The sequence below is a fragment of the Novosphingobium profundi genome, from assembly GCF_020524485.1.
In the GTDB taxonomy this organism is placed as follows: domain Bacteria; phylum Pseudomonadota; class Alphaproteobacteria; order Sphingomonadales; family Sphingomonadaceae; genus Novosphingobium; species Novosphingobium profundi_A.
This window is the reverse complement of record NZ_JAIVLF010000004.1, coordinates 137,019-159,609: the sequence shown is the minus strand read 5'-3', so window position 1 is coordinate 159,609 and position 22,591 is coordinate 137,019. Positions and strand designations below refer to the sequence as shown.

General features: G+C 64.9%; 20 protein-coding genes. 6 read left to right on the top strand and 14 right to left on the bottom strand.

Annotation, left to right across the window (positions count from 1 at the left end; translation table 11 throughout):
* Nucleotides 1–3 precede the first annotated feature (3 nt).
* The 3 genes from LC060_RS11075 to ychF form a co-directional block, all read right to left on the bottom strand.
* Nucleotides 4–756, bottom strand: a complete 753-nt coding sequence (locus LC060_RS11075; RefSeq protein ID WP_226635561.1) for a glutaredoxin — start codon at nucleotides 754–756, stop codon at nucleotides 4–6.
* A 6-nt stretch (nucleotides 757–762) separates the two neighbouring features.
* Nucleotides 763–1,569, bottom strand: a complete 807-nt coding sequence (locus LC060_RS11070; RefSeq protein WP_226635559.1) for a DUF1206 domain-containing protein — start codon at nucleotides 1,567–1,569, stop codon at nucleotides 763–765.
* Between the two features lie 127 nt (nucleotides 1,570–1,696).
* On the bottom strand, nucleotides 1,697–2,797 hold the full coding sequence (gene ychF, locus LC060_RS11065) for a redox-regulated ATPase YchF (RefSeq protein WP_226635557.1): 1,101 nt from the start codon (nucleotides 2,795–2,797) through the stop codon (nucleotides 1,697–1,699).
* Between the two features lie 151 nt (nucleotides 2,798–2,948).
* Between ychF and LC060_RS11060 the strand changes: the two genes are divergently transcribed.
* Nucleotides 2,949–4,475 carry a tetratricopeptide repeat protein gene (locus LC060_RS11060; protein WP_226635551.1) on the top strand — a complete coding sequence of 509 codons (1,527 nt, stop codon included), beginning with the start codon at nucleotides 2,949–2,951 and terminating at the stop codon, nucleotides 4,473–4,475.
* A gap of 123 nt (nucleotides 4,476–4,598) precedes the next feature.
* On the opposite strand, the gene LC060_RS11055 is transcribed toward LC060_RS11060, so the two are convergent.
* The 5 genes from LC060_RS11055 to LC060_RS11035 all read right to left on the bottom strand — a co-directional run bounded on the left by LC060_RS11055 (nucleotide 4,599) and on the right by LC060_RS11035 (nucleotide 8,374).
* Nucleotides 4,599–4,991 carry a PEP-CTERM sorting domain-containing protein gene (locus LC060_RS11055; protein WP_039393808.1) on the bottom strand — a complete coding sequence of 131 codons (393 nt, stop codon included), beginning with the start codon at nucleotides 4,989–4,991 and terminating at the stop codon, nucleotides 4,599–4,601.
* Nucleotides 4,992–5,123: 132 nt separating this feature from the next.
* Nucleotides 5,124–5,699, bottom strand: a complete 576-nt coding sequence (gene pth, locus LC060_RS11050) for an aminoacyl-tRNA hydrolase (protein WP_226635549.1) — start codon at nucleotides 5,697–5,699, stop codon at nucleotides 5,124–5,126.
* A gap of 120 nt (nucleotides 5,700–5,819) precedes the next feature.
* Nucleotides 5,820–6,446 (bottom strand): 50S ribosomal protein L25/general stress protein Ctc, encoded by a 627-nt coding sequence (locus LC060_RS11045; RefSeq protein ID WP_226635547.1) that lies wholly within the window; start codon nucleotides 6,444–6,446, stop codon nucleotides 5,820–5,822.
* Nucleotides 6,447–6,581: 135 nt separating this feature from the next.
* On the bottom strand, nucleotides 6,582–7,448 hold the full coding sequence (locus tag LC060_RS11040) for a TraB/GumN family protein (protein ID WP_226635545.1): 867 nt from the start codon (nucleotides 7,446–7,448) through the stop codon (nucleotides 6,582–6,584).
* A gap of 11 nt (nucleotides 7,449–7,459) precedes the next feature.
* A complete protein-coding gene (locus tag LC060_RS11035; protein WP_226635543.1) occupies nucleotides 7,460–8,374 on the bottom strand; it encodes a TraB/GumN family protein in 915 nt (304 codons plus the stop codon).
* A gap of 274 nt (nucleotides 8,375–8,648) precedes the next feature.
* On the opposite strand from LC060_RS11035, the gene LC060_RS11030 reads away from it, so the two are divergent.
* From LC060_RS11030 to ppdK, 3 genes are read left to right on the top strand one after another with little or no spacing between them, the layout of a single operon-like run.
* Entirely contained in the window at nucleotides 8,649–9,554 is a 906-nt protein-coding gene (locus LC060_RS11030; RefSeq protein ID WP_039393797.1) for a glycine--tRNA ligase subunit alpha, read from the top strand.
* A gap of 1 nt (nucleotide 9,555) precedes the next feature.
* Complete coding sequence (glyS, locus tag LC060_RS11025) at nucleotides 9,556–11,643, top strand: glycine--tRNA ligase subunit beta (protein ID WP_226635541.1); 2,088 nt, start codon at nucleotides 9,556–9,558, stop codon at nucleotides 11,641–11,643.
* A gap of 52 nt (nucleotides 11,644–11,695) precedes the next feature.
* Nucleotides 11,696–14,359 (top strand): pyruvate, phosphate dikinase, encoded by a 2,664-nt coding sequence (ppdK, locus tag LC060_RS11020; protein WP_226635539.1) that lies wholly within the window; start codon nucleotides 11,696–11,698, stop codon nucleotides 14,357–14,359.
* A gap of 43 nt (nucleotides 14,360–14,402) precedes the next feature.
* On the opposite strand, the gene LC060_RS11015 is transcribed toward ppdK, so the two are convergent.
* Nucleotides 14,403–15,170, bottom strand: coding sequence for a class I SAM-dependent methyltransferase (locus LC060_RS11015; RefSeq protein ID WP_226635537.1), 768 nt, complete (start codon nucleotides 15,168–15,170; stop codon nucleotides 14,403–14,405).
* Nucleotides 15,171–15,243: 73 nt separating this feature from the next.
* Here LC060_RS11015 and LC060_RS11010 point away from each other — a divergent pair, with 73 nt between their 5' ends.
* Nucleotides 15,244–15,984, top strand: a complete 741-nt coding sequence (locus tag LC060_RS11010) for a ComF family protein (RefSeq protein ID WP_226635536.1) — start codon at nucleotides 15,244–15,246, stop codon at nucleotides 15,982–15,984.
* 417 nt (nucleotides 15,985–16,401) lie between these two features.
* On the top strand, nucleotides 16,402–16,779 hold the full coding sequence (gene hisI, locus LC060_RS11005; RefSeq protein ID WP_226635534.1) for a phosphoribosyl-AMP cyclohydrolase: 378 nt from the start codon (nucleotides 16,402–16,404) through the stop codon (nucleotides 16,777–16,779).
* A gap of 27 nt (nucleotides 16,780–16,806) precedes the next feature.
* Here hisI and LC060_RS11000 read toward each other — a convergent pair whose 3' ends face one another.
* From LC060_RS11000 to LC060_RS10980, 5 genes are all read right to left on the bottom strand, one after another.
* Nucleotides 16,807–17,529 carry a dienelactone hydrolase family protein gene (locus LC060_RS11000; RefSeq protein WP_226635532.1) on the bottom strand — a complete coding sequence of 241 codons (723 nt, stop codon included), beginning with the start codon at nucleotides 17,527–17,529 and terminating at the stop codon, nucleotides 16,807–16,809.
* Nucleotides 17,526–18,443 (bottom strand): cysteine synthase A, encoded by a 918-nt coding sequence (cysK, locus tag LC060_RS10995; protein WP_226635531.1) that lies wholly within the window; start codon nucleotides 18,441–18,443, stop codon nucleotides 17,526–17,528. Before cysK ends, LC060_RS11000 begins: the two co-directional genes overlap by 4 nt.
* Nucleotides 18,444–18,458: 15 nt before the next feature.
* Nucleotides 18,459–19,739 (bottom strand): MFS transporter, encoded by a 1,281-nt coding sequence (locus tag LC060_RS10990; protein WP_226635529.1) that lies wholly within the window; start codon nucleotides 19,737–19,739, stop codon nucleotides 18,459–18,461.
* A gap of 43 nt (nucleotides 19,740–19,782) precedes the next feature.
* Nucleotides 19,783–22,032 (bottom strand): TonB-dependent receptor, encoded by a 2,250-nt coding sequence (locus LC060_RS10985; protein WP_226635527.1) that lies wholly within the window; start codon nucleotides 22,030–22,032, stop codon nucleotides 19,783–19,785.
* 123 nt (nucleotides 22,033–22,155) lie between these two features.
* On the bottom strand, nucleotides 22,156–22,494 hold the full coding sequence (locus LC060_RS10980; protein WP_039393781.1) for a PilZ domain-containing protein: 339 nt from the start codon (nucleotides 22,492–22,494) through the stop codon (nucleotides 22,156–22,158).
* Nucleotides 22,495–22,591 lie beyond the last annotated feature (97 nt).

Sequence of the window (22,591 nt, the reverse complement as noted above, 5' to 3'; positions counted from 1 at the left end):
GCGTTACAGGGTGGTGGTCTTTATCAGCATCCAAAGCGCCATGCCGACCATGAGCAGGTTCTCGGTGAGCGAAACGAAGCCCAGCTGCACGTTCGCCGAACCACCGACGCAGGCGCACTTGAGCTCGCGCTTCTGGATGTAGACCGCATAGAAGACAGAGGCCGCGCCGACGCTTCCGATGCCGAGCGCCACGGGAATCGACAGGATGGGCAGGACATGCGCGGTCATCAGCGCCCCGGCCGTCCATTCCAGGAACGGATAGGCATAGGCGTAGGGCACATAGCGCCGGGCCAGAAGATCGTAGCCCAGGAACATCGTCGAGAACTGCTCGACATCCTGCAGCTTGAGCATGGCGAGCAGCATCATCGCGATTGAGACGAACCACTCGGCTGTCAGCACGGTCATCGCGGTGCCAAGGACCGCCCAGCTGCTCGCAATCGCGAGAGCCGCCGCCGTCAGAAATACGGCGATGACAGGAGTGTAGCTTTTCCGGTCCGTGTTGGGCACGTCCAGCTTCAGGAATTCGCGCAGGTCGGTATAGCCGCCGATGCGCTGTCCCGCGATGAAGATCTGCGGGGTGGTCTTCACATCGTGCTTTTCCTGAAAGGCATCCGTCTGCTCGCGGGTCTGCAGCCAGTGGTCCTCGACCTGATAGCCTTTACGCTCCAGCAGATGCTTGGCCTTGAGGCCGAAGGGGCAGATGTGCTTGTCCATCACCATGCGGTAAAGGACGGCGTTCTGGTTGGGGTGGGGCATAAAGGATCAACTCAGCGCCTGCCGAGCCGCATGGAACTTGCGGCCCGGATCGGGAATGATGCGGTAGCGCGCGATGATGAGGCTGAAGAGCCCAAACAGCAGGAGACCTGCAGCCACTGCGGTGTGGACCGCGCCCATCTCGCGCAGGTCGAGGATGGCCCCGCCGACCGAACGCGCCTCGGAGCTGTTTTCCGACCAGGCCGAGCGCAGCAGCGACCATCCGATGAGAAGGTATACCACCGCGCGGGCGGCATAACCGGCACGGCCGAGCCAGCAGCTCCAGGTCGGAGCGCGGGGGGAAACCCACTTCATGAAGCCGAGCGTGATTGCCTCGCGCGCCTGGAAGAGGGCGCCGGTCACCAGCGCGACACCAGCGATGGCAAGGGCGAGGGGGCCGAGCTCGAAACCAAGCGCGGTCGAAACCATGTCGTGGGTACGATCACCTGCACTCTGCTTGCTGCCAATGGCGAACTGGAGTGCGGACCAGGCAAGGCCGAGGTGGAGCACGCCGCTGCACAGGTGCCCGGTGCGCGTGGCGATGCCCTTGGCGTCAGTTCCGCGATTTTCGATGTCGAGAAAGGCCGAGGAGAACCGGAACAGGGCATAGCCCAGAAGTCCGGCTGAGGCGGCAAAGAGGATCGGGACGCCGCCCGGGATATGCTGGATATAACCAAGGACACCGGACTGGCCGGAGCTTACCGTCTGGCTCGAGGAGCTCGACAGGGCCAGATAGCCCAGCAGCGCATAGACGACGCCGCGCGCCACGAAGCCCAGGCGGGCAAGCCAGACGATCTTTTCGGATCGGTCGATCATGGAGGGCGGTTCCTTGCAACTCGTTAAGGGGTTGCAAGGGCAACGCATGGGCCTGCGTTTAGTGCCGAGCCTGTCCCGCCCCCCTCATGTCGGAGGGAGCGGGATGCAAGCGTAAGTGGGGTCTGGATCAGACGTTGAACTTGAAGTGCATGACGTCGCCGTCGTGCACCACGTACTCCTTGCCTTCCTGACGCAGCTTGCCCTGTTCCTTGGCGGCCGCTTCGCCGCCGAGCGCCACGAAATCATCAAAGGCGATGGTCTCGGCGCGGATGAAGCCACGCTGCATGTCGGAGTGAATCTCGCCTGCGGCCTCAGGGGCCTTGGCGCCCTTGTGGACGGTCCAGGCGCGTGCTTCCTTGGGGCCGACCGTGAAGAAGGTCAGGAGTTCGAGAAGCTCGTAGCCTGCGCGGATGATGCGCGCCAGGCCGGCTTCGGCAAGGCCCATTTCCTCAAGGAAGACGCCGCGGTCTTCCTTGTCCATGCCGACCAGTTCGGCCTCGATGGCGGCCGAGACGATGACCGCGGTCGCGCCTTCGGCAGCGGCCTTCTCGAAGACGCGCTGGGAGAATTCGTTGCCCTCGGCCGCGGCCTCTTCCTCGACATTGCAGACGTAGAGGACGGGCTTTGCGGTCAGGAGCTGGGCCTGGCGGAAGACGCGTTCTTCTTCCTCATCCTTGGGCTCGGTCAGGCGGGCGGGCTTGCCTTCGCGCAGGAGATCGAGCGCCTGGCCCAGAACCGAGGCGGCGATCCTGGCTTCCTTGTCGCCGCTCGCACCGCGCTTCTGGGCGGCGGGGACGCGCTTTTCGAGGCTTTCAAGGTCGGAGAGCAGGAGCTCGGTCTCGACCGTATCGGCATCGGCAATCGGGTCGACCTTGTTGTCGACGTGCTGGATGTCGTCGTTCTCGAAGCAGCGCAGGACGTGGATGATCGCGTCGACTTCGCGAATGTTGCCCAGGAACTGGTTGCCCAGGCCTTCGCCCTTCGACGCGCCGCGCACGAGCCCGGCGATGTCCACGAACGAAAGCTGGGTCGGGATGATCTTGGCCGAGCCTGCAATCTCCGCCAGCTTGTCGAGGCGCGGATCGGGCACGCCGACCTGCCCGACGTTGGGCTCGATCGTGCAGAAGGGATAGTTGGCAGCCTGGGCAGCCTGCGTCTCGGTGAGCGCATTGAACAAGGTTGACTTGCCGACATTGGGCAGGCCCACGATTCCGCAACGGAAACCCATTATCTACTCCGGTATGAAAATTTGGCTGCCCATAGCGCCGCAGCGCCGTCTTGGCCAGTTTTTGCAGTGCATTTCGGTTCAGGAAATGCACACGACGGTCAAGCCGGTGCGCATAACGGAAAGTTCAGGGCTTGTCGCTAGGCAGCATGCCATGAGCCGATCTCTTTCCCGCTTCGCGCTGCCCTTCGTGGCCCTTTCGTTGCTCACCGCTTGTGGCGACAGCCCCGAGACCCTCCTTGGAAAGGCCCAGGATAGTCTGGCGCGGGAGGACTTCGATCAGGCGCGTGTCGAAGTCGCCTCGGCCTTGCAGGAGGATCCGGGTAACGCGGCCATGCTCGAAGTGCTCGCGCGCGCTTACCTGGGGCTGGGTGATCCCGATGGTGCGGAAGGGGCGCTTCGTCGCCTGGAGCAAGCCGGAGGAACAGGGACGAACCGCTCGGTCCTGAGGGCCGAGATCGCGTTGCTGCGTGGACGGCCTGCGGAGGCGCTCAAGCGTCTGGCCGACGCCGATGGCGAAGATGCCGCCCGCGTGCGCGCCGAGGCCAATCTGGCGCTCGACCGGCGTGAGGCTGCCATTGCCGCGTTCGAGGCAGGAATGGAGCAGGGTGGCGGTATCCGCCTTGCCGAGGCCTACGCGCGGTTCCGTTTGCAGGAAGGGCAGTTCGACGCGGCCGAGGCGATCTATCGCCGGATGGTCGCGCGCGATGCGGGGGCATACGAAACGCGCGTGCTGGCCGGGGATCTCGCGGCTGCGCGAGGCCAGACCGAGGCCGCCATCGCCGCGTTCCGCAAGGTGGTGGAAGCCTATCCCGATCGGGCGGCACCGCGTGTGGCGCTGGCCAACCAGTACGACATCAAGGGGGATGTCGAGGCGGCCATGAAGGTGATCGAGACCGCGCGCAAGGACCTGGGCGCGACGTCCGAGATCGAGGCCATGCGGATCCAGCTTCTCTCCGAGAAGGGTGAGTGGGAGACGATCCGGACCACCTTGCAGGCGCGCGAAGCGCAGCTTGAGCCAGGCTCGCCGCTCAGCATGAGCTATGGGGAGGCGCTGCTGCGTCTCGGCCATGCCGAACAGGCGCGTGTCATATTCCAGAGAGCTTCGCTGGCACTTCCGGGCAATCCCTATTCCCGGCTCATGCTGGGAATTGCGCAGATCGAGACCGACAATCCAGGTGACGCCTGGGAGACCTTGCGCCCCCTTGCGATGAGCCCGCTGGCTGGGCCGCAAGCCATCAACGCCGCACGTCAGGCGGCCGAAGCGGTGGGGGCGCCCGAAGCGGCCGCGCTGGCCGCTCGCCTTGAGCCAGCGCGTCTGGAGGCCGCGCAGGCGCGGATCGAGGACGGCGCACGGGCCATGGCGCGGCAGGAGTGGGCGAAGGCGGTGGCGATCTACCAGCCCATGCTGACAGGTGCAGGAGATGCCGAGGTGCTGCGACGCCTTGCCCTGGCCCACATGCACCTGGGCGAGGTCGACAGCGCGGTTGGCTATGCCGACCGGGCGATGGCGCAGGCTCCCGACAACCCCGATTGCATATATGTCGCCGGACTCGTGCGCCTGGAAAGCGGCATCGAAATGGAAAAGGCGCGGCAATTGCTGCGCACGGCTGCGAAAGCCGATCCCGGCAATGCGGCTATCGCGCGTTCGCTCGCAAAGGCAAAGGCCGCCGAAGGCTGAACCTTCGACGGCCTTTCAGGGCTGCGTGCATCCACCAACGGGAATTGCGGCGCGCTTACCCGATGTTCCTGCGTGCGCGCCCGTGATGGGCGTGGACGCGCGGCAGGTCGTTGGTGCGCTGGCTCAGGCGACCCGACGCTTGCGGCGGCGCGCATAGGCCAGGCCGATGAGACCCAGGCCCATCATGCCCAGCATGCCAGGTTCGGGAACATCGGTGCCGCCCGACGAGCCACCGGACGTGCCACCCGACGTGGTGGTCGTGCCACCGGAGGTCGTCGTCGTGGTGCCGCCCGAAGTGGTTGTGGTCCCACCCGAGGTGGTGGTGGTGCCGCCGGAGGTCGTCGAGGTGCTGCCACCGCACATGGTCGAGCCGCCCGAGTGGCCGCAATCGCAGTAGTGCGAGTGCGTGCCGCCCGAGGACGTCGGCCACCAGAAGAAGGTGGCGTGCGCAGGGGTGGCAAAGGCGACCGAAAGTGCAGTGGAAATAGCGAGAGTATTGAAAGTCTTGCGAAGCATCCTGACGTAACCCCTGTAAACTTGAGATGTAGGTCCATCTTCGCAATGGCTGTGCCAATCGCAGTTTTCAGCCATAGTTAGTGGTTAATATAACTAACCGAATTACCCAACTGTAAACTAACTCGACAGGTGCTAGCCCTGCTGACGCAAGGCGATCTCGCTCATGAAGCGCGGATCGTTACCTTCGGCGAGCCAGTTGGCCTCGGCGGCAATCGCCCCGAGCATGTCGGCGAGCGGATCAATCTCCGCCTTGGCGTAGTTGCCCAGCACATAGCCGGTGACACGGTCCTTGTGGCCGGGATGTCCGATGCCCAGGCGCACGCGGCGGTAGTCGGGGCCCAGATGCTGGCCGATGGAGCGCAGGCCATTGTGCCCGGCATGGCCGCCGCCCTGCTTCACCTTGACCTTGAACGGGGCGAGGTCGAGCTCGTCATGAAAGACGGTGAGGGCGTCGGGCTCCAGCTTGTAGAAGCGCATGGCCTCACCCACCGAGCGGCCGCTCTCGTTCATGAATGTGGCAGGCTTGAGCAGCAGGATCTTGTCGCTGCCGAGCCGACCTTCCTGGAGCCAGCCCTGGAACTTCTTCTGGACAGGGCCGAAGCGGTGCATGTCGGCAATCGTGTCGAGAGCCATGAAACCCACGTTGTGCCGCTGCATGGCGTATTGCGGTCCCGGGTTTCCAAGTCCCACCCACAGTTGCGTGGCCATTGCCTGTCCTTTCGGTCTGTCCTGAGCGCGCGCTTAGTGGCGTGCAAGCGCCCAAAAGAAAAGGCCCTTTCCGCGCACCGGTGGCCGGGGCGGAAAGGGCCTGAACTTGTCGCGAGGCGATTACTCGGCGGTTTCGCCTTCGCCTTCAGCCTTGGTCGTGTCGCCTTCTTCGCTCTTGAGAGCCGAGGGCGCCGCGATCGTCGCGATGGTGAAGTCGCGGTCCGTGATCGCCTGCTCGACGCCGGCGGGCAGCGTCACGTGGCTGGCGTGGATCGATTCGCCGACGTCGAAGCCGGTGACGTCGATCGAGATCTCGTCGGGGATCTTGTCCGCGGGGCAGACCAGCTCAAGCTCGTGACGAACGATGTTGAGCACGCCGCCACGCTTCAGGCCCGGCGACAGCTCTTCGTTGGCGAACGCGACGGGCACGTTGACGTGCACGGTTGCGTTCTTCGAGAGGCGCAGGAAGTCAGCGTGAAGCGGGAAGTCCGTGACGGGGTGAAGCGCAACGTCCTTGGGGAGCGTACGCACCTTCTTGCCATTGATCTCGACCTCGACGATCGAGTTGAAGAAGTGACCGGTGCCGAGCTGACGGATCAGCTCCTTTTCCTCGACGTGGATGGCAATCGGTTCTTCGTTGTTGCCATAGATCACGGCGGGAGTACGGCCTTCGCGACGCAGGGCGCGGGAGGCTCCCTTGCCTGCCCGTTCGCGCGTCTCGGCCGGCAGGGTAAGCGTATCGCTCATGGTACGTGCCTTTCGAAAACTGGATAAATGATCGGTTCGGGACCGACCATCGGCCCCGCTCCTTCTGCCACGCCTCCAGGGATGACCATGACAGAAGGCAGGGCCCTTATGCGCAAAGGCGGGTAAAGGCAAGCGCTATTGCAGGCGCTCGACGGTGAGCCCCGCGTGCTCGAGCAGGGCAATCAGCCCGTCCGGACCGACCATGTGCGCCGCGCCCACGGCGACGAACGGGCGTTGGCCTTTGCGGACGGCCTTGGCGATCTTGCCGGTCCATGCCGCATTGCGCTCGGTAAAGAGCGCCTCGCGCAGTTCCGGATCGGCCAGCAGCCCGCGGCGCGTCTCGGCTTCGAGCGCCATGATGTCGCCTGCCCGCCACCCTTTGAGAAGGTCGGTGCCATCCTGGGATGTGGCTTCATGGGCTACGGCGCCCAGCAGGTCGCGCTGCTCGCGTTCGGGAAGGGCATCGAAGATCCCGAGCTGCGTCTCGGCCCCTTCCAGTTCGAGGACGGGCCGTGCGCCTGCAGCCTTCAGGACCGCGCGGTCGACGCCATTTGCAGCATCGCTGCCGTCTTTGGAGCTGCGCGCCAGCGTCAGCGCCGCCGCCCAGGTCTCGACCTCGCGAAACTGCCCGTCAGCATAGCCGGCCTTGTCCATGAGCGCCTTCAGTGCCGCCCGGTCATCAGGGGAGGCCCGGGTGCTCAGGGGAGGCTCGTTTTCTCCCCGGGCAAGGCGCGCGAAGGTCGCTGCAACGGCCGCATCGTCCTGCAGGTTGCCGACTTCGACCATGATCGCACCGGCCTTGGTGAGCGCTCCGTCGATCGTGTCTGAGCGCCATTCGAGCGGGGCAGGCGCGCTGTGGATCGTGCCAAATAGCCAGCCCTCATGGCCCGCGTCATCGCGTACGGCCCACAAGGCCGGGGTCGCGGGGAGGGGGGCGGGGCCGCAGGCGGCAAGCGCCAGCCCCAGCAGCCAGGAGGCAAGAAGTCCGCGAAGCATGCGCATCTGCAGGCCCCTTATTGAATGCGCTCGGCGGTGATGCCTTCACGCGCGAGCAGTTCCTGCACGCTGTCCTTGCCTGCCAGGTGTCCAGCGCCGACCGCGAGGAAGACTTCGCCCGGCGTTTCGAGACGCTCTTCCAGCCAGGCAGTCCAGTTGCGGTTGCGTGTGGTAAGCAAGGCCTCGCGGATCGCCGGGTCGCTTTCCTGTTCGTTCAGGATCTGGGCGAGCTTCTGCGCCTCTCCCGCCTTCCAGGCGCCGACCATCTCGGTAATGTCGGCTTCCATCGTGGGCAGGCCCTCGATGACCTCGGCAAGGTAGGTTTCCTGGGTCTCGGGCGGGAGGTTTTCGAACTGACCAAGCTGATATTCCGGCGTTTCGAGCGCCTGGTGATCCATGCCGCGGGCCTTGGCGAGTTCGGAAACCTGCGTGTCGACGCCGTGCGCAAGATCGTACCCTGCGGCCTGGAGCGGGAGCAGCGAAAGCATCAGGGCGGCAAACCAGCTATCGGTGCGGTCGAACGCGCCAAGCGGAAGGCCAAGCTTGCGAAGGGCCGCTTCGTAGCTCGCGCGGTGCTCGGGTGAGAGCGTGTCGCGCAGGCTCTTCCCGTCCTCGCGCTGGCTGAGGCGCATCATTATGGCCTGCGTCTTTGCCTGCGCGTCCATGGGGACTTCGGTGACGAGCGTATCGGACGCGGTAAGGGCCTGCGCCACCGCGCCGCTGTTCCAGTCCACCGCTTCGGGCAGGACATGGATCGTGCCGAACAGCCAGATGGTCGTGTCCTCGTCCGCGACCTTCCAGAGCGCTGGACGCACCGGGCGCGCCTCCGTCTCGACGGGCAGGGAAGCTGGCTTTTCGGCGCGGGCCGAGCAGGGCAGGGCGAGGGTGCAAAGGGCAAGGCTCGCGGTGAGCGAAAGGAGGCGTGTACGCATGTTGCATCCTGAATAGGGAGCCGCAGCGCGCGCGGGTAGGGTGAAAATCGGATAATCGTGCGAAAGAGGGCCGCATCTGGAGCCATCGCCTTCTAGGGGCAGGGCCGTCCGATCGTGTCGGCGCGGCGGAGGATGTAGTGAGGATACTGCGGCAGGTTGTTCCCCAAATCCCGCACTTGGGTGGGAAATGGGCGCAGCGCAGTTGATTTGCCGGGCTCCATCCGCCAAAGGCGGGCCGTCACATTCGACACGAAAAGAACAAGACGGATTACCCATGCCGACGCCTGCGAAAGAGCCGCTCAGCTTTCAGGACATGATCCTCACGCTCCACAATTACTGGAGCAAGCAGGGCTGCCTGATCCTTCAGCCTTACGACATGCGCGTGGGCGCGGGTACGTTCCACCCGGCAACGACGCTGCGCTCGCTGGGCCCTGAGCCCTGGAAGGCCGCCTACGTGCAGCCCTCGCGCCGTCCGACCGATGGCCGCTATGGTGAGAACCCGAACCGTCTCCAGCACTACTACCAGTACCAGGTGGTCCTGAAGCCGAACCCGGAGAACCTCCAGGAACTCTACCTCGCAAGCCTGGCCGAGATCGGGATCGACCCGCTCGCGCACGACATCCGCTTTGTGGAAGACGACTGGGAAAGCCCGACGCTGGGTGCCTGGGGTCTGGGCTGGGAAGTCTGGTGCGATGGTATGGAAGTCACGCAGTTCACCTACTTCCAGCAGGTCGGCGGGTTCGACTGCAAGCCGGTGACGGGCGAGCTGACCTATGGCCTGGAACGCCTTGCGATGTACATCCAGGGCGTCGACTGGGTCTATGACCTCAAGTTCAACAACGAAGGCGTTACCTACGGCGACGTCTTCCTCCAGAACGAGAAGCAGCAGTCGAAGTACAACTTCGAGATCGCCGACACCGACGCGCTGTTCGCTGGCTTCAAGGCCGCCGAGGCGGAAAGCCAGCGCTGCATCGAGGCGAAGATCCCGCTCGCCGCCTACGACCAGGCGATCGAGGCGAGCCACCTGTTCAACCTGCTGCAGGCGCGCGGCGTGATCTCGGTGCAGGAGCGCGCCAGCTACATCGGCCGCGTGCGCGATCTCGCCAAGGGGGCCTGCGCCTCGCACATCGAAGTGAATGCAGAGCGCTGGGAAAAGGATTTCCCGGGGTGGAGTGCGTAAGATGACCGATTTTCTGCTTGAACTGCGCTCCGAGGAAATTCCCGCCCGCATGCAGGCCGGAGCCCGCGCGGACCTGGAAAAGCTCTTCCGCAAGGAAATGAAGGACGCGGGCGTCTCGGTGGGCGGTATCACCGTCTACTCGACGCCGCGCCGTCTGGCGCTGATCGCGAAGGACCTGCCGGTTCAGACCGAGGCCGTGCGCGAAGAAACCAAGGGGCCTGCCACCAGCGCGCCCGAACAGGCGCTGGAAGGCTTCCTGCGCAAGACCGGCTTGTCCAAGGACCAGCTGGAAGTGCGCGACATCAAGGGCAAGGACACCTACTTTGCCGTCGTCGAGAAGCCGGGCCGCGCGGTCAAGGACGTGCTGGCAGACGCGATCCCCGCGATCATCCGCGCCTTCCCCTGGCCCAAGTCGCAGCGCTGGGGCGCCGCCTCGCTGAGCCCGGAGAGCCTTCGCTGGGTGCGCCCGCTTTCGGGGATCGTCGCGATCCTGGGCGATGAACTGGTCGAATGCGCGGTTGAGGGCATCACTTCGGGCCGCGTTACCAAGGGCCACCGTTTCCACGCGCCGGGCGAAATCAAGCTCTCGGGTGCGGACACCTACGTCGAGACGCTGCGCGCGGCCTATGTGCTGGTCGACCACGCCGAGCGTCAGGACCTCATCCGCACCAAGGCCGCCGAGGCTGCAAGCGCCGCGGGCCTCACGCTGGTCGAGGACGAGGGTCTCGTGATCGAGAACGCGGGTCTGACCGAATGGCCCGTGCCGCTGCTCGGACGCTTCGATGAGGACTTCCTCGAAGTCCCGCCCGAAACCATCCAGCTCACCGCGCGTGTCAACCAGAAGTACTTCGTGTGCGAGAAGGACGGCAAACTGGCCGACGCCTTCGTGTGCACCGCGAACATCGCGGCTGTCGACGGCGGCGAGGGCATCGTTGCGGGCAACCGCAAGGTGCTCGCCGCGCGCCTCTCCGACGCGCGCTTCTTCTGGGAGCAGGACCGCAAGACGCCGCTGTCGAAGCAGGCCGAAAAGCTGGGCCGCATCACCTTCCATGAGAAGCTGGGCACCGTCGCCGACAAGGTCGAGCGTGTTGCTAGAATTGCTTTCGATCTCGCGAATGAGGGAATTGTACCGGGTGCAGACCCTGCACTTGCCAAAAAGGCTGCCCGTCTTTGCAAGGCTGATCTCGTCACCGAAATGGTGGGCGAATTTCCCGAACTTCAAGGGCTTATGGGTGGGTATTACGCCCGAGCCGAAGGTCTGCCTGATGCTGTTGCTGACGCCATTCGCGATCATTACAAGCCCGTGGGTGCTAGCGATGATGTGCCGACAGCGCCGGTTTCGGTCGCCGTCGCGCTCGCGGACAAGCTCGATACTCTGCGCAGTTTCTTCTCGATTGACGAAAAGCCAACCGGTTCGAAGGACCCCTTCGCGTTGCGCCGTGCGGCGCTTGGCGTAATTCGCATCCTGACGGAAAACGGTTTGCGTTTGAGTGTCGGTACGCATGACCTCCTCGACTTCTTCGCCGACCGCCTCAAGGTCCAGCAGAAGGAAGCGGGCGTTCGCCACGATCTGATTGATGCGGTCTTTGCGCTCGGCGGTGAGGATGATCTGGTCCGCCTGCTCGCGCGCGTCCACGCGCTCCAGGCCTTCGTCCAAACGGACGATGGCGCAAACCTGCTGGCTGGCTACAAGCGCGCCAACAACATCCTCAAGAAGGAAGGGTTTGCCGCCGATGAGCGTATCGCGCGCACGGGTGACGAGGATCCGATGGAAAACGTCGACGATCCCGACATGACCGAGGTCTACGCCCAGCGCGGGCGCCTGTCCTACACACCCGAACCGGCCGAGCAGGCGCTGATGGATGCGCTTGCCGCTGCAGCGCCGAAGGCGGTCGCCTGCGTGGAGGCTGAGGACTTTGCGGGCGCGATGGCGGCGCTCGCCTCGCTGCGCGCTCCGATTGACGCGTTTTTCAACGATGTAACCGTGAACGACAGCGATCCGGCGAAGCGCACGGAACGGTTGGGCCTCCTCGACCGTTTCCGCGCTGCAGTGCACAAAGTGGCTGACTTCTCCCGGATCGAAGGCTAGTATTTTTGCCCGGCCTGGAGGAGGGCCGGACGTAATTAGGAAAGCCAATACAATGACGAGGCAGGTCTACACCTTCGGCGGTGGCGTCAAGCATGACGATCCCCGTGCAAAAGACAAGGTGATTACGGGGGGTAAGGGGTCCAATCTTGCCGAAATGGCGGGAATTGGTCTTCCTGTTCCTCCCGGCTTTACGATCACGACTGAGGAGTGCGTAAAGTATCTTGCCGAGGGTGGTGACTTTTCGGACGCGCTGCGCGCCGACGTTGCCGAGGCGCTGACCCACATCGAAAAGACCGTGGGCAAGAGCTTTGGCGATGCCGCCGATCCGCTGCTCGTCTCGGTCCGTTCGGGTGCGCGCGTCTCGATGCCGGGCATGATGGACACGGTCCTGAACCTGGGCCTCAACGACGAGACGGTCGAGGGGCTGGCGAAGGTCTCGGGCGATGACCGCTTTGCGTGGGATTCCTACCGCCGCTTCATCCAGATGTATTCCGACGTCGTCCTTGGTCTCGACCATGGCCGCTTTGAGGAAGCGCTCGAAATCGTCAAGGAAGACAATGGCTTCATGAACGATGTCGAGCTGTCGGCCGACGACTGGCGCGGCATCGTCGCACAGTACAAGGCGATTGTCTCGGAAGAACTGGGCAAGCCCTTCCCGCAGGACGTGCACGAACAGCTATGGGGCGCGATCCGCGCCGTCTTCGACAGCTGGGATTCCGACCGCGCCAAGGTCTACCGCCGCCTTAACGACATTCCGGGCGATTGGGGTACGGCCGTCAACGTGCAGGCCATGGTCTTTGGCAACATGGGCGAAACCTCGGCCACCGGCGTTGCCTTTACCCGCGACCCGGCAACGGGCGACAAGGCCTACTACGGCGAATACCTCGTCAACGCGCAGGGCGAGGACGTCGTCGCCGGCATCCGCACCCCGCAGTACCTGACCAAGGCCGCCCGCGAAGCCTCGGGCGCCACCGCGCCTTCGATGGAAGAGGCGATGCCCAAGGCCTATGGCGAACTCGCCGCGGTGTTCGAGCTGCTTGAAAAGCACTACGCGGACATGCAGGACATCGAGTTCACCGTGCAGCAGGGCAAGCTTTGGATGCTGCAGACCCGTTCGGGCAAGCGCACCGCCAAGGCCGCGCTCAAGATGGCGGTTGAAATGGTGGGCGAGGGTCTCATTGACGAGGCGACCGCGATCAAGCGCGTCGACCCGATGGCGCTCGACCAGCTTCTGCACCCCACGCTCGACCCCGAAGCGCCGCGCGACATTCTCGCCAAGGGCCTGCCTGCCTCGCCGGGCGCGGCCTCGGGCCAGATCGTGCTTGACGCCGATACGGCCGAAAAGCGCAACGAACTGGGCGAGGCGGTGATCCTGGTGCGCGTGGAAACCTCGCCGGAGGACATCCACGGCATGCACGCGGCCAAGGGCATCCTGACCGCGCGCGGCGGCATGACCAGCCACGCGGCCGTCGTCGCACGCGGCATGGGTCGCCCCTGCGTCTCGGGCGCTTCGGGCGTCTCCATCGACATGAAGACCCGCACCCTGCGCATTGGCTATCGCGAGCTCAAGGAAGGCGATGTCATCACGCTGGACGGCGCGACGGGCGAGATCATGGCGGGCGAAGTGCCCACCATCGAGCCGGAACTCGCAGGCGATTTCGGCACGCTCATGGAGTGGGCCGACAAGCACCGCCGCATGAAGGTGCGCGCGAACGCCGAGACGCCGACCGACTGCAAGATGGCCCGCCAGTTCGGCGCCGAAGGCGTGGGCCTGTGCCGCACCGAGCACATGTTCTTCGATGCAGGGCGCATCTCGGCCGTGCGCCAGATGATCCTGGCCGAAGACGAAGCTGGCCGCCGCGGCGCGCTGGAGAAGCTGCTCCCCGAACAGCGCGCGGACTTCCACGCGATCTTCGATGTGATGGCGGGCCTTCCGGTCACCATTCGCCTGCTCGATCCGCCGCTGCATGAGTTCCTGCCGCAGGGCGAGGCCGAGTTCGCCGAGCTGTCCGAAGCCATCGGCATCGGTGTCGACACGCTGCAGCGCCGTGCAGGCGAACTGCACGAGCTGAACCCGATGCTCGGCCACCGTGGCTGCCGTCTGGGCATCACGTTCCCGGAAATCTACGAGATGCAGGCGCGCGCGATCTTCGAGGCCGCGTGCGACGTTGCCGAGGCTTCGGGCGATGCGCCCGTGCCTGAAGTGATGATCCCGCTGGTTGCCACCCGGAAGGAACTGGCGATCCTCAAGAAGGTCGTCGATGAGACCGCCGCTGCGGTGTTCGCCGAGAAGGGCCGCACGCTCGAGTACATCGTAGGCACCATGATCGAGCTGCCGCGCGCGGCCCTGATGGCGGGCGATATCGCGCAGGAAGCACGCTTCTTCTCGTTCGGCACCAACGATCTCACGCAGACGACGCTGGGCGTCAGCCGCGATGATGCGGGCCGCTTCCTCAGCCCCTATGTGGAGAAGGGTATCTACCCGCGCGATCCGTTCGTGAGCCTTGATGTCGAGGGTGTCGGCCAGCTGGTGGAACTGGGCGCCGAGCGTGGCCGCACGACCCGTCCGGACCTGAAGTTGGGCATCTGCGGCGAGCACGGCGGCGATCCGGCCTCGATCGCGTTCTGCGAAAAGGTCGGCCTCGACTACGTCAGTGCCTCGCCCTACCGCGTGCCGATCGCGCGTCTGGCCGCAGCCCAGGCTGCGCTGGCCTGATCACGAACAGGGCGGCGTCGAGACGCTCGACGCCGCCTCTCGATTACTTTCGCCAGCCCGAAAGGGTGAGGATCTCGAAAGTCTCCACGGTTCGGCCGTCTTTGCCCCGCGCGGTGAAGGCGGCCGAAGCGCGTTTGCGGGCTTCTTTTCCAAGGATCGGACCTGCATCGCTCAGCACGTTCGAGGCGCCTTGGGCGCGCAGGTCCGCCACCAGGCTGTCGAGGCTGCGGAAGGCGACCTTGAGCGGGCGCTGGTCGATCACGGGATCGGCAAAGAGCGTGCGCTGGAGAAGTTCACCACCCGCGCGCACGTCGACCATGGGGTGGAGGCGCGGTGCGGGCCGCTCACCGTCGGCTTCCAGCATGGCTTCGCGCAGGTTCTGCAGGCTGCCGAGCGACAGGAAGCTGGCGATCATCATGCCGCCCTGCGCGAGCGCGCGGCGGATGTGGATGAGGGCACCGGGAAGATCGTTGACGGTGTCGAGCGTGCCCAGGCTCACGATCAGGTCGAATTCGCCGAAGGGGTAGGGCTGTTCCTCGTCGAAGCCGTCGGCGGGGTCGATCTCGGTGACCTCGCAGTCCGCCGCGCGCATCGCGCGGGCCAGTTCTCCAGTGTAGTCGCCCACGATGAGCACGGTCCTGGGCTCGAAGCGCAGGAAGCCGAGGCGCTCGTGGACATCCTCGATCATGTCCTCGATGAGGTAGCGCGCCGCGTTCGGACGCTGCTGCAGGTGCCGCAGGCGCTGACGCAGGGCCGTGCGGCGGCTGCGCGAAAAGATGCGGGGCGGGGTGCGGGGAGGTGTGCTGGCCATGATCGCTCCCTGCCGCGTTGGTTAAAAGGTTGCAACCGCTTGTGCGGCAAGGCCGCGCGCCTAGGCTGCATCCATGCGTATCCGCGAGGCCTTCTCTCCACTCATCGACCTCGTGTTTCCGCCGCGATGCCCCTTGTGTGGGGACATGATCGCGACGCAGACGGGGCTCTGCGCGGATTGCTGGAGCGAACTGGCGCTCCCGGGAACACCAGCCTGCGCAAGCTGTGGGCGCCCTTTCGCGCATCAGGTCGCGGAAGGGAGTTGCTGCGCGCCGTGTCTGAAAGACCCTCCACGGCACGACGGGATCGCTTCGGCAACGCTCTACAACGCCGCCTCGCGCAAGCTGGTTCTGGCGCTCAAGCATGGCAACCGCATCGGGCTCGCTCCGTTGCTTGCGCAGCTGATGTTGGCACGGCTGCCCTTTCTCGATGAGCATTGGCTTGTGGTTCCGGTGCCACTGCACCGCTGGCGCCTGTGGCAAAGGGGCTACAACCAGTCCGCCGAGCTTGCCAAGGGGCTCGCCCGGCCACGCGGCGCACGGCTCTTGCCCGAAGGGCTCGTGCGCACGAAGTCGACGCCCTCGCTGGGCGGGCTTGGCGCGGTAGCCCGCAAGCGTACGCTCTCCGGCGCAATCTGCGTAAATCCGCGAATGAAAGCGAAATTCAAGGGCGCGCAGGTGGTTGTCGTCGACGATGTGATGACGAGCGGTGCCACGACGGACGCCTGTGTGTCGGCGCTGAAGAAGGCGGGCGCGAAGCGGGTGGTCATCGCCTGCTTTGCGCGCGTGCTCGACGAAGCGCTCAGTGCCACATGAATGTCATCCAGGTGGTGCACTAGGCACGTGTCAGGCAGCTCTACGCCCCCGGGCCAACGGTCGGAAGTTTTTGGGACAGAATCGAAAACGCCCGGAATGACTGGCATTCCGGGCGTCCTCGTGACGAAACTGTTCGGACCCTGCGAATCGAAGCAACTTCCCCTAAGTCGCTTGGTCCGTCCCTCAAGGCGGTGGGCCCTATCTTGATGGAACCTACCGCGAATTCTCCCTGAACCGTGGCGCTTGTCATTCAGCACCCTATGGGTCAGAAGCAGCCCCCCAGCTGCAAGGCCTTTTTCCGTTACTGAGCGGCAATTGGAAAGCGGTTTCCGGGAATAGGGACGATTTTGGGCCGCAGCTGTTGTTATCCTGCAACAATCGAAACCCGCGGCCGCGTGTTAGAGGAACTTTTGGAAAATGGCAGACGGTTGCAACGCCGATCGGGAAAAGGGCAGCGCATTCCTCCCCAAGTTCGATGCGCAGGGGCTCTTGATCGCAATTGCGGTCGATGCGCAGACCAAGGACATCCTGATGGTCGCCTACATGGACGAGGAAGCGCTCGCCAAGACGCGTGAGACCGGCCTTGCCCATTTCCATTCCCGTTCACGCGGCAGGCTCTGGCTGAAGGGGGAAACTTCGGGGCACTTCCTGCGCGTTCAGGACATTCAGGTCGATTGCGATCAGGATGCGCTCACACTGGTGGTCAAGCCCGAAGGTCCGGCCTGCCACACGGGCGCGCGCCGCTGCTTCTACCGCCGCCTTGAGGGCGACGAGCTGGTTCACTTCGCCGACTGAGCACAGCCGAACAAGGTTGGAGCGCCCTTATGCAGATGAGGGCATTTCCAGAACTTCCTCGAAGAAGCTGCGCATCGCCGCCCAGGATTGGCGATCCGCGCTGGCGTTGTAGCCAATGGCCTCACTGCCGCGCGCATCGCTTCCGGGATCCGTAAAACCGTGGCGCACGCCGCTGTAGGCATGGAAATGCCAGTCCGCGCCGCCGTGGTCCATTTCCTCCCAGAACGAGAGGACCTGGTCACGCGGCACCATCGGATCGGCATCGCCATGGCAGATGAGCAGGCGGGTTGCGATGCTGTCGTGATGGGCCGGACTGTCGGTCGAGAGCAGGCCATGGAAACTCACACCGGCGCGCAAGGGTTGGCGATCGCGCGCCGCTTCGAGCACCGCCTGTCCGCCCATGCAGTACCCCGCAGCCAATAGGGGCAGATCCTCCGCTTCGGGCAGGTCGCGTAGCGCGGCGATAGCTGCGGCAATGCGCCCACGGTAATGTTTCACGTTCGTGCGCAAGGCCTCGGCCAACCCGCGTGAGGCTTCGAAATCGGCGACCTGCTCACCGTAGAAGTCTGCAACGAAAACCAGAAAGTCCAGTTCTGCATACATCGCTGCGCGGCGTTCGATAGCCGGGTTGATATTCATGATCGTCGGGTACAGCACCAGGGCCGCGCGCGCAGCGCCGACCGGACGGGCAATCCATCCGGTCAGCTCTGTGCCCGCGTGGCGGTACGTGTGCGGGCTGAGGTTGCTCATTCGGGCAGGAAGTCCGGGACCGACAGGTAGCGCTCACCGGTGTCGTAGTTGAAGCCCATCACGCGGCTTCCGGCGGGCAGATCGGCCAGCTTGTGCTTGATCGCGGCGAGCGTCGCGCCCGAGCTGATACCCACCAGCATGCCTTCCTTGGTCGCGCATTCGCGGGCCATGGCCTTGGCCTCGGCGCCGTCGATCTTGATGGCGCCATCGATGGCCTTGGTGTGCAGGTTGGAGGGGATGAAGCCTGCCCCGATACCCTGGATCGGGTGCGGGCCGGGCTGGCCGCCCGAGATCACGGGGGAGAGTTCGGGTTCCACCGCATAGGCCTTCATCTCGGGCCAAGTTGCCTTCAGCGCCTCGGCACAGCCGGTGAGGTGCCCGCCGGTGCCCACGCCCGTGATGAGCGCGTCAATGGGGCTGTCGGCGAAGTCGGCCAGGATCTCCTGTGCGGTCGTGCGCGCGTGGATCGCGGGGTTCGCGGCGTTGTCGAACTGCTGGGGCATCCAGGCGCCGGGCGTCTCGGCAACGATGGCGCTGGCGCGCTCGATGGCGCCCTTCATGCCCTTTTCGCGTGGGGTCAGGTCAAAGCTGGCGCCGTAGGCAAGCATCAGGCGGCGGCGTTCGATCGACATCGATTCGGGCATGACGAGGATGAGCTTGTAGCCCTTGACGGCGGCCACCATGGCAAGCCCGATCCCGGTGTTGCCCGAGGTCGGCTCGACGATGGTGCCGCCCGGCTTCAGGCTGCCCTCGGCCTCGGCCGCCTCGATCATCGCGAGCGCAATGCGGTCCTTGATCGAACCGCCCGGATTGGTGCGCTCCGACTTCACCCAGACCTCATGGTCGGGGAACAGCCGCGCCAAGCGGATGTGCGGGGTCTTGCCGATTGTCTCGAGAACGCTGTTGGCCTTCATGGCTCCGGGTCCCTCTTAGTAGTGTTGTTCAAATGTCCGCGCGCGCCGGATCTCGGGAAACAGCACGGCCCAGACGGCAGTAACGAATATGGCCCCGGCGCCGCCGAAAACAACGGCTCCTGTTGCACCCAGGAGGGCCGCGGCCACGCCTGACTGCATTTCGCCCAGTTCGTTGGAGGCCGAAATGGCAAGGCCCGAGATCGCCGAGACGCGCCCGCGCTTGTCATCGGGCGTGCGCAACTGGACCAAGGAGCCGCGGATGAACACCGAAACCATGTCGGCCGCGCCCAGAAGCGCGAGGAAGACGAGCGAAAGCATGAAGTTGCGGGAAAGCCCGAAGGCCAGCGTCGCGGCGCCATAGGCTACGACCGACCAGAGCATCTTCGAGCCCACCTCCTTCGAGAGTGGTCGGAAGGACAGGATCACGCCGACAATGGCGGCGCCCGCAGCGGTTGCGGCGCGCATTTCGCCTAAGCCTTGCGGCCCGACCTGCAGGATGTCGCGGGCAAAGACCGGAAGAAGCGCGGTGGCTCCGCCCAGCAGCACGGCGAAGAGGTCGAGCGAGATGCAGCCGAAGAGAAAGCGTTCCTTCCAGATGAAGTGGAAGCCGTCGATGATCTGGCGGACTGGATGGGCCTTGCGCGCGTCGGCGTGCAGCGGGGGCATGTTGCGGATCGAGAGGATCGCGATGGCGGCCACGACCTCGGCAACGGCCGAGACGGTGTAGGGGAGCGGCCGGTCCCAGGCAAAAAGGTAGCCCGCCACGGCCGGCCCGAAGATAACGCCGATCTGCATGGCCATCGAATTGAGCGCAATGGCCTTGGGGATCATGGCCGCAGGCACGATGTTGGGGGCAATCGCTCCCATCGCGGGGCGCACGAAGACGCGCACGGTGCCGTGCAGGACGCCAAAGGCATAGAGCACGGGCAGGTTGCGCAGCTCCATCGCGGTGGTGACGGCAAGGCCGATGGCAACGAGGCTGTCAAGGAAGGCGGCCGATCCGGCGAGCTTGCGGCGGTCCATCCGATCGGCCAGGACGCCAGCGACCGGCGTCAGCAGGAAGATCGGAATGAACTGGGCCAGCCCCAGAAGGCCCAGCTGGAAAGACGCTTGCGCAATCGACATGCCATAGTCGGCGCGGGCCACGTCATAGAGCTGGTAGCCGATAATGACGACCATGCCGGTCGAGGCAAGCACCGCGCAGAAGCGGGCCAGCCAGAACCGGCGGTAGTCTGCGATCTGCAGGGGTGATGTCGGCGCGGCGGAGGGGCTTTTCGTAGTCACGGAACGCTGCATGGCAGTGAGGCCGGGAATTGCCAAGCCATGCAGCGTTTTATCATCAATAGGTGATCTTTGCCGTGATGCGCACGTCACGCCCGGAGATGGGCATGAAGTCGCTGGTGTAGGAGGCCGAACGGCGTCCGATGACGTCGAACAGGTTGTTGGCCGCCAGCATCAGCGTGACCGGGCCCTGCTCACCCATGGGGTGCCAGTCGGCGCGCAGGTTGACGAGGGTGAAGTCGTCGGTCGCGTTCTCGTACGTCCCGACACGGTCCTGCTTGGCGTTCCATTCCACTTCGCCGCGAAGGTGCAGGTCGCCGAAGGTCAGGTCGCTGCCACCGCGCAGGCGCAGCGGGGGAATGCGCGGGGCCGGACCGATGTCGTCGAGGTTGGCGTGGGTGTAGTCGGAGGTGGCATCGATGCTCCACTGGCCACCGCTCCACTGCGCGGCCTGGAAGCTGGCCTGGGCCTCGAAGCCTTTGAACAGGGCGCCAGCTTCGGCGTACTGGTAGATCGGCTGACCGTCTTCCTCACCGCCGGTCGCGACCGAGGCGATGTAGTTGTCGAAGTCGGTGATGTAGCCGGTCAGCGAAAGCTCGAAGCGCGGGCTGGAGTACCGGATGAAGGCTTCACCGCCGTTGCTGCGTTCGGTGCCGAGTGTGCGGTCACCCAGTTCGTACGCCTGCGTCGCGACGTGGATGCCATCGCTTAGCAGTTCCTCGGGCGAGGGTGCGCGCTCGCCATGGATGAAGTTCGCGCCCAGGGTCAGGCCCGTGCCCGACTTCCAGCTCATGCCCGCAGCGCCGGACCAAAGGTGGTACTGCTTGTCGAAGTCCATAGAACGCGAGGAGACGTGCGAGCTCTCGTAGCGGCCCGAGCCGTCGATGGTGAAACCCGATCCCAGCGCGAGCGACTGCAGCGTGAAGAGGCCGAAACGCTCGATCTGGTAGTCCGGCACGACCGCCTCGGGGCCGTTCACGTTCATCTTGCGCCAGAAGTACTGCGCGCCGCTGCGGCCGCGCCAGCCACCACGGTCGGCCTGGACGAGGTCGGCGCGGGCCTCGATGGCCTGGCTGTCGAAGATCGTCCCGGTCTCGGTGCCTTCGTACTCGGTGTGGGTGTAGTCGGAGTAGCCGCCACGCAGCTGGAGGCTCTGGAACAGACCGCCCAGGATCAGTTCGCCGCGCAGGTCGAAGCGGTTCTGGACGAGGTCGATGGTGACCGGTTCCTCGCCGTGGTGGTGGCCCTCTTCGCCATGGTCGTCGTGATCATCATGATCATCGTGATCATCGTGATCATCGTGATCGTCATGGTCATCATGATCGTCGTGGCCATGCGGGTCCTCGAAGAAGGGGCGGCCCGGAATGCCGTAGCGCGAATCGTAGCGCTGGTAGGAAATGCCAAGGCTGCCGCCTGCGTCTATGAAGGCAAGACCTGCGCCGATGGTGTAGGTGCGCGCAGCGGTGTTGGGGGCACGGCCCCGGCGGCCTGCATCGGCGAGAAGTTCGTTCGCCTCGTCGGTCTCGCCTTCCTCGGCGAGATGTTCGGCCGCGTGCTCCATTTCGTGGCGCAGGGCCGGCGAATAGAGGTTGCCGCCGATACGCAGGTCATCGCTCTTGCGCCAGGAGCCATCGACATGGGCCACGAAGCGGTCGCCAAGCGGCATGTCGATCTTGCCGCTGAGCATGCGCTCGTCAGCCGCGGTGCCGTAGCTGCCCATGCCGGTCGCGGTGATGCGCTCGGGCACCTGGCGCGGAATGCGGGTGTCGATGGCGTTGACCGCGCCGCCGATGGCGTTGCCGCCGTAGAGCAGGACCGAGGGGCCGTGGAACACGTCGATGTGATCGACGGTGAGCGCGTCGAAGACGACGGCGTGATCGACCGAGACGTTGGACGCGTCGAGCGAGCCCAGGCCATCGGTCATCACGCGGATACGGTCACCACTGAAGCCGCGCAGGATCGGGCGCGAGGCGCCGGGCGCAAAGCTGGTCGAGGCAACGCCGGGGAGGCCATCGAGAATGTCACCGATCTGCGCACGGTCGGCCGCGACCAGTTCATCTCCGCCGATGCTGGCCGTGGCGGCGAGCAGGCCGAAATCCGTGGGAGGATGGCCGACGACGAGAATTTCCTTGGGAGTCTCCTCGTGGACCTTGCCGTGGGCCGGCGAGGCACCCGTGCCAGTGCCTGCCTGCGCCGGTTCGTCCGGCGTTTCGGCAAGGGCAACCTGGGGGAGGGCGCAAGCGAGGGCGAGAAGGGAGGCGGACATCGCGCGGGGCGCGAAGGCGAATCGGAACGGGTGCGTGCTCATGCCGCTCCCGCTACTTGTGATGTTATACTGTAACAAGTGCGCGTGAAGCGCAGAAACAATTTGTTACAATCTCCGCGTGTCAAAGCTTAAACGGTTGAGAACAAGCGCCGCTGTGCTGGCTTCTCAGCGGCGCGGGCGCAGGCGCGGGTTGGGCTGGAGTTCATCCACGAGCTTAAGGAAGTCGTCGATGCGGATGATACGCTCGAACTGGAAGCCGGCGCGCCCTTCGTGGGCCCAGATCTGGTGCGCCTCGATCCGTCCGATGACGGGCAGGCGCATGACCAGTCGTTCACCGCGCTCAAGACCCAGGTCCCCCTGGGCCATGAACCCCTGTGCAGAGATATTGACGATGTGCAGATGCACGTCACCTTGCTGGCGATGCTCGGCAATCACCTTGTAGTCGACCGGGTGGCGCGCTGCGCGCCTCTTGTCGGTTACAGTGAGCTGTGCTCCTGCACTCATGGCTGCCTGCCTTTGCTTGTGGGGACCAGTGGCGCATTATTGCCGCGCAATGGCAAACAATGCGTTAATGTTGCCAAGCACAATGGCGGAAATTTGC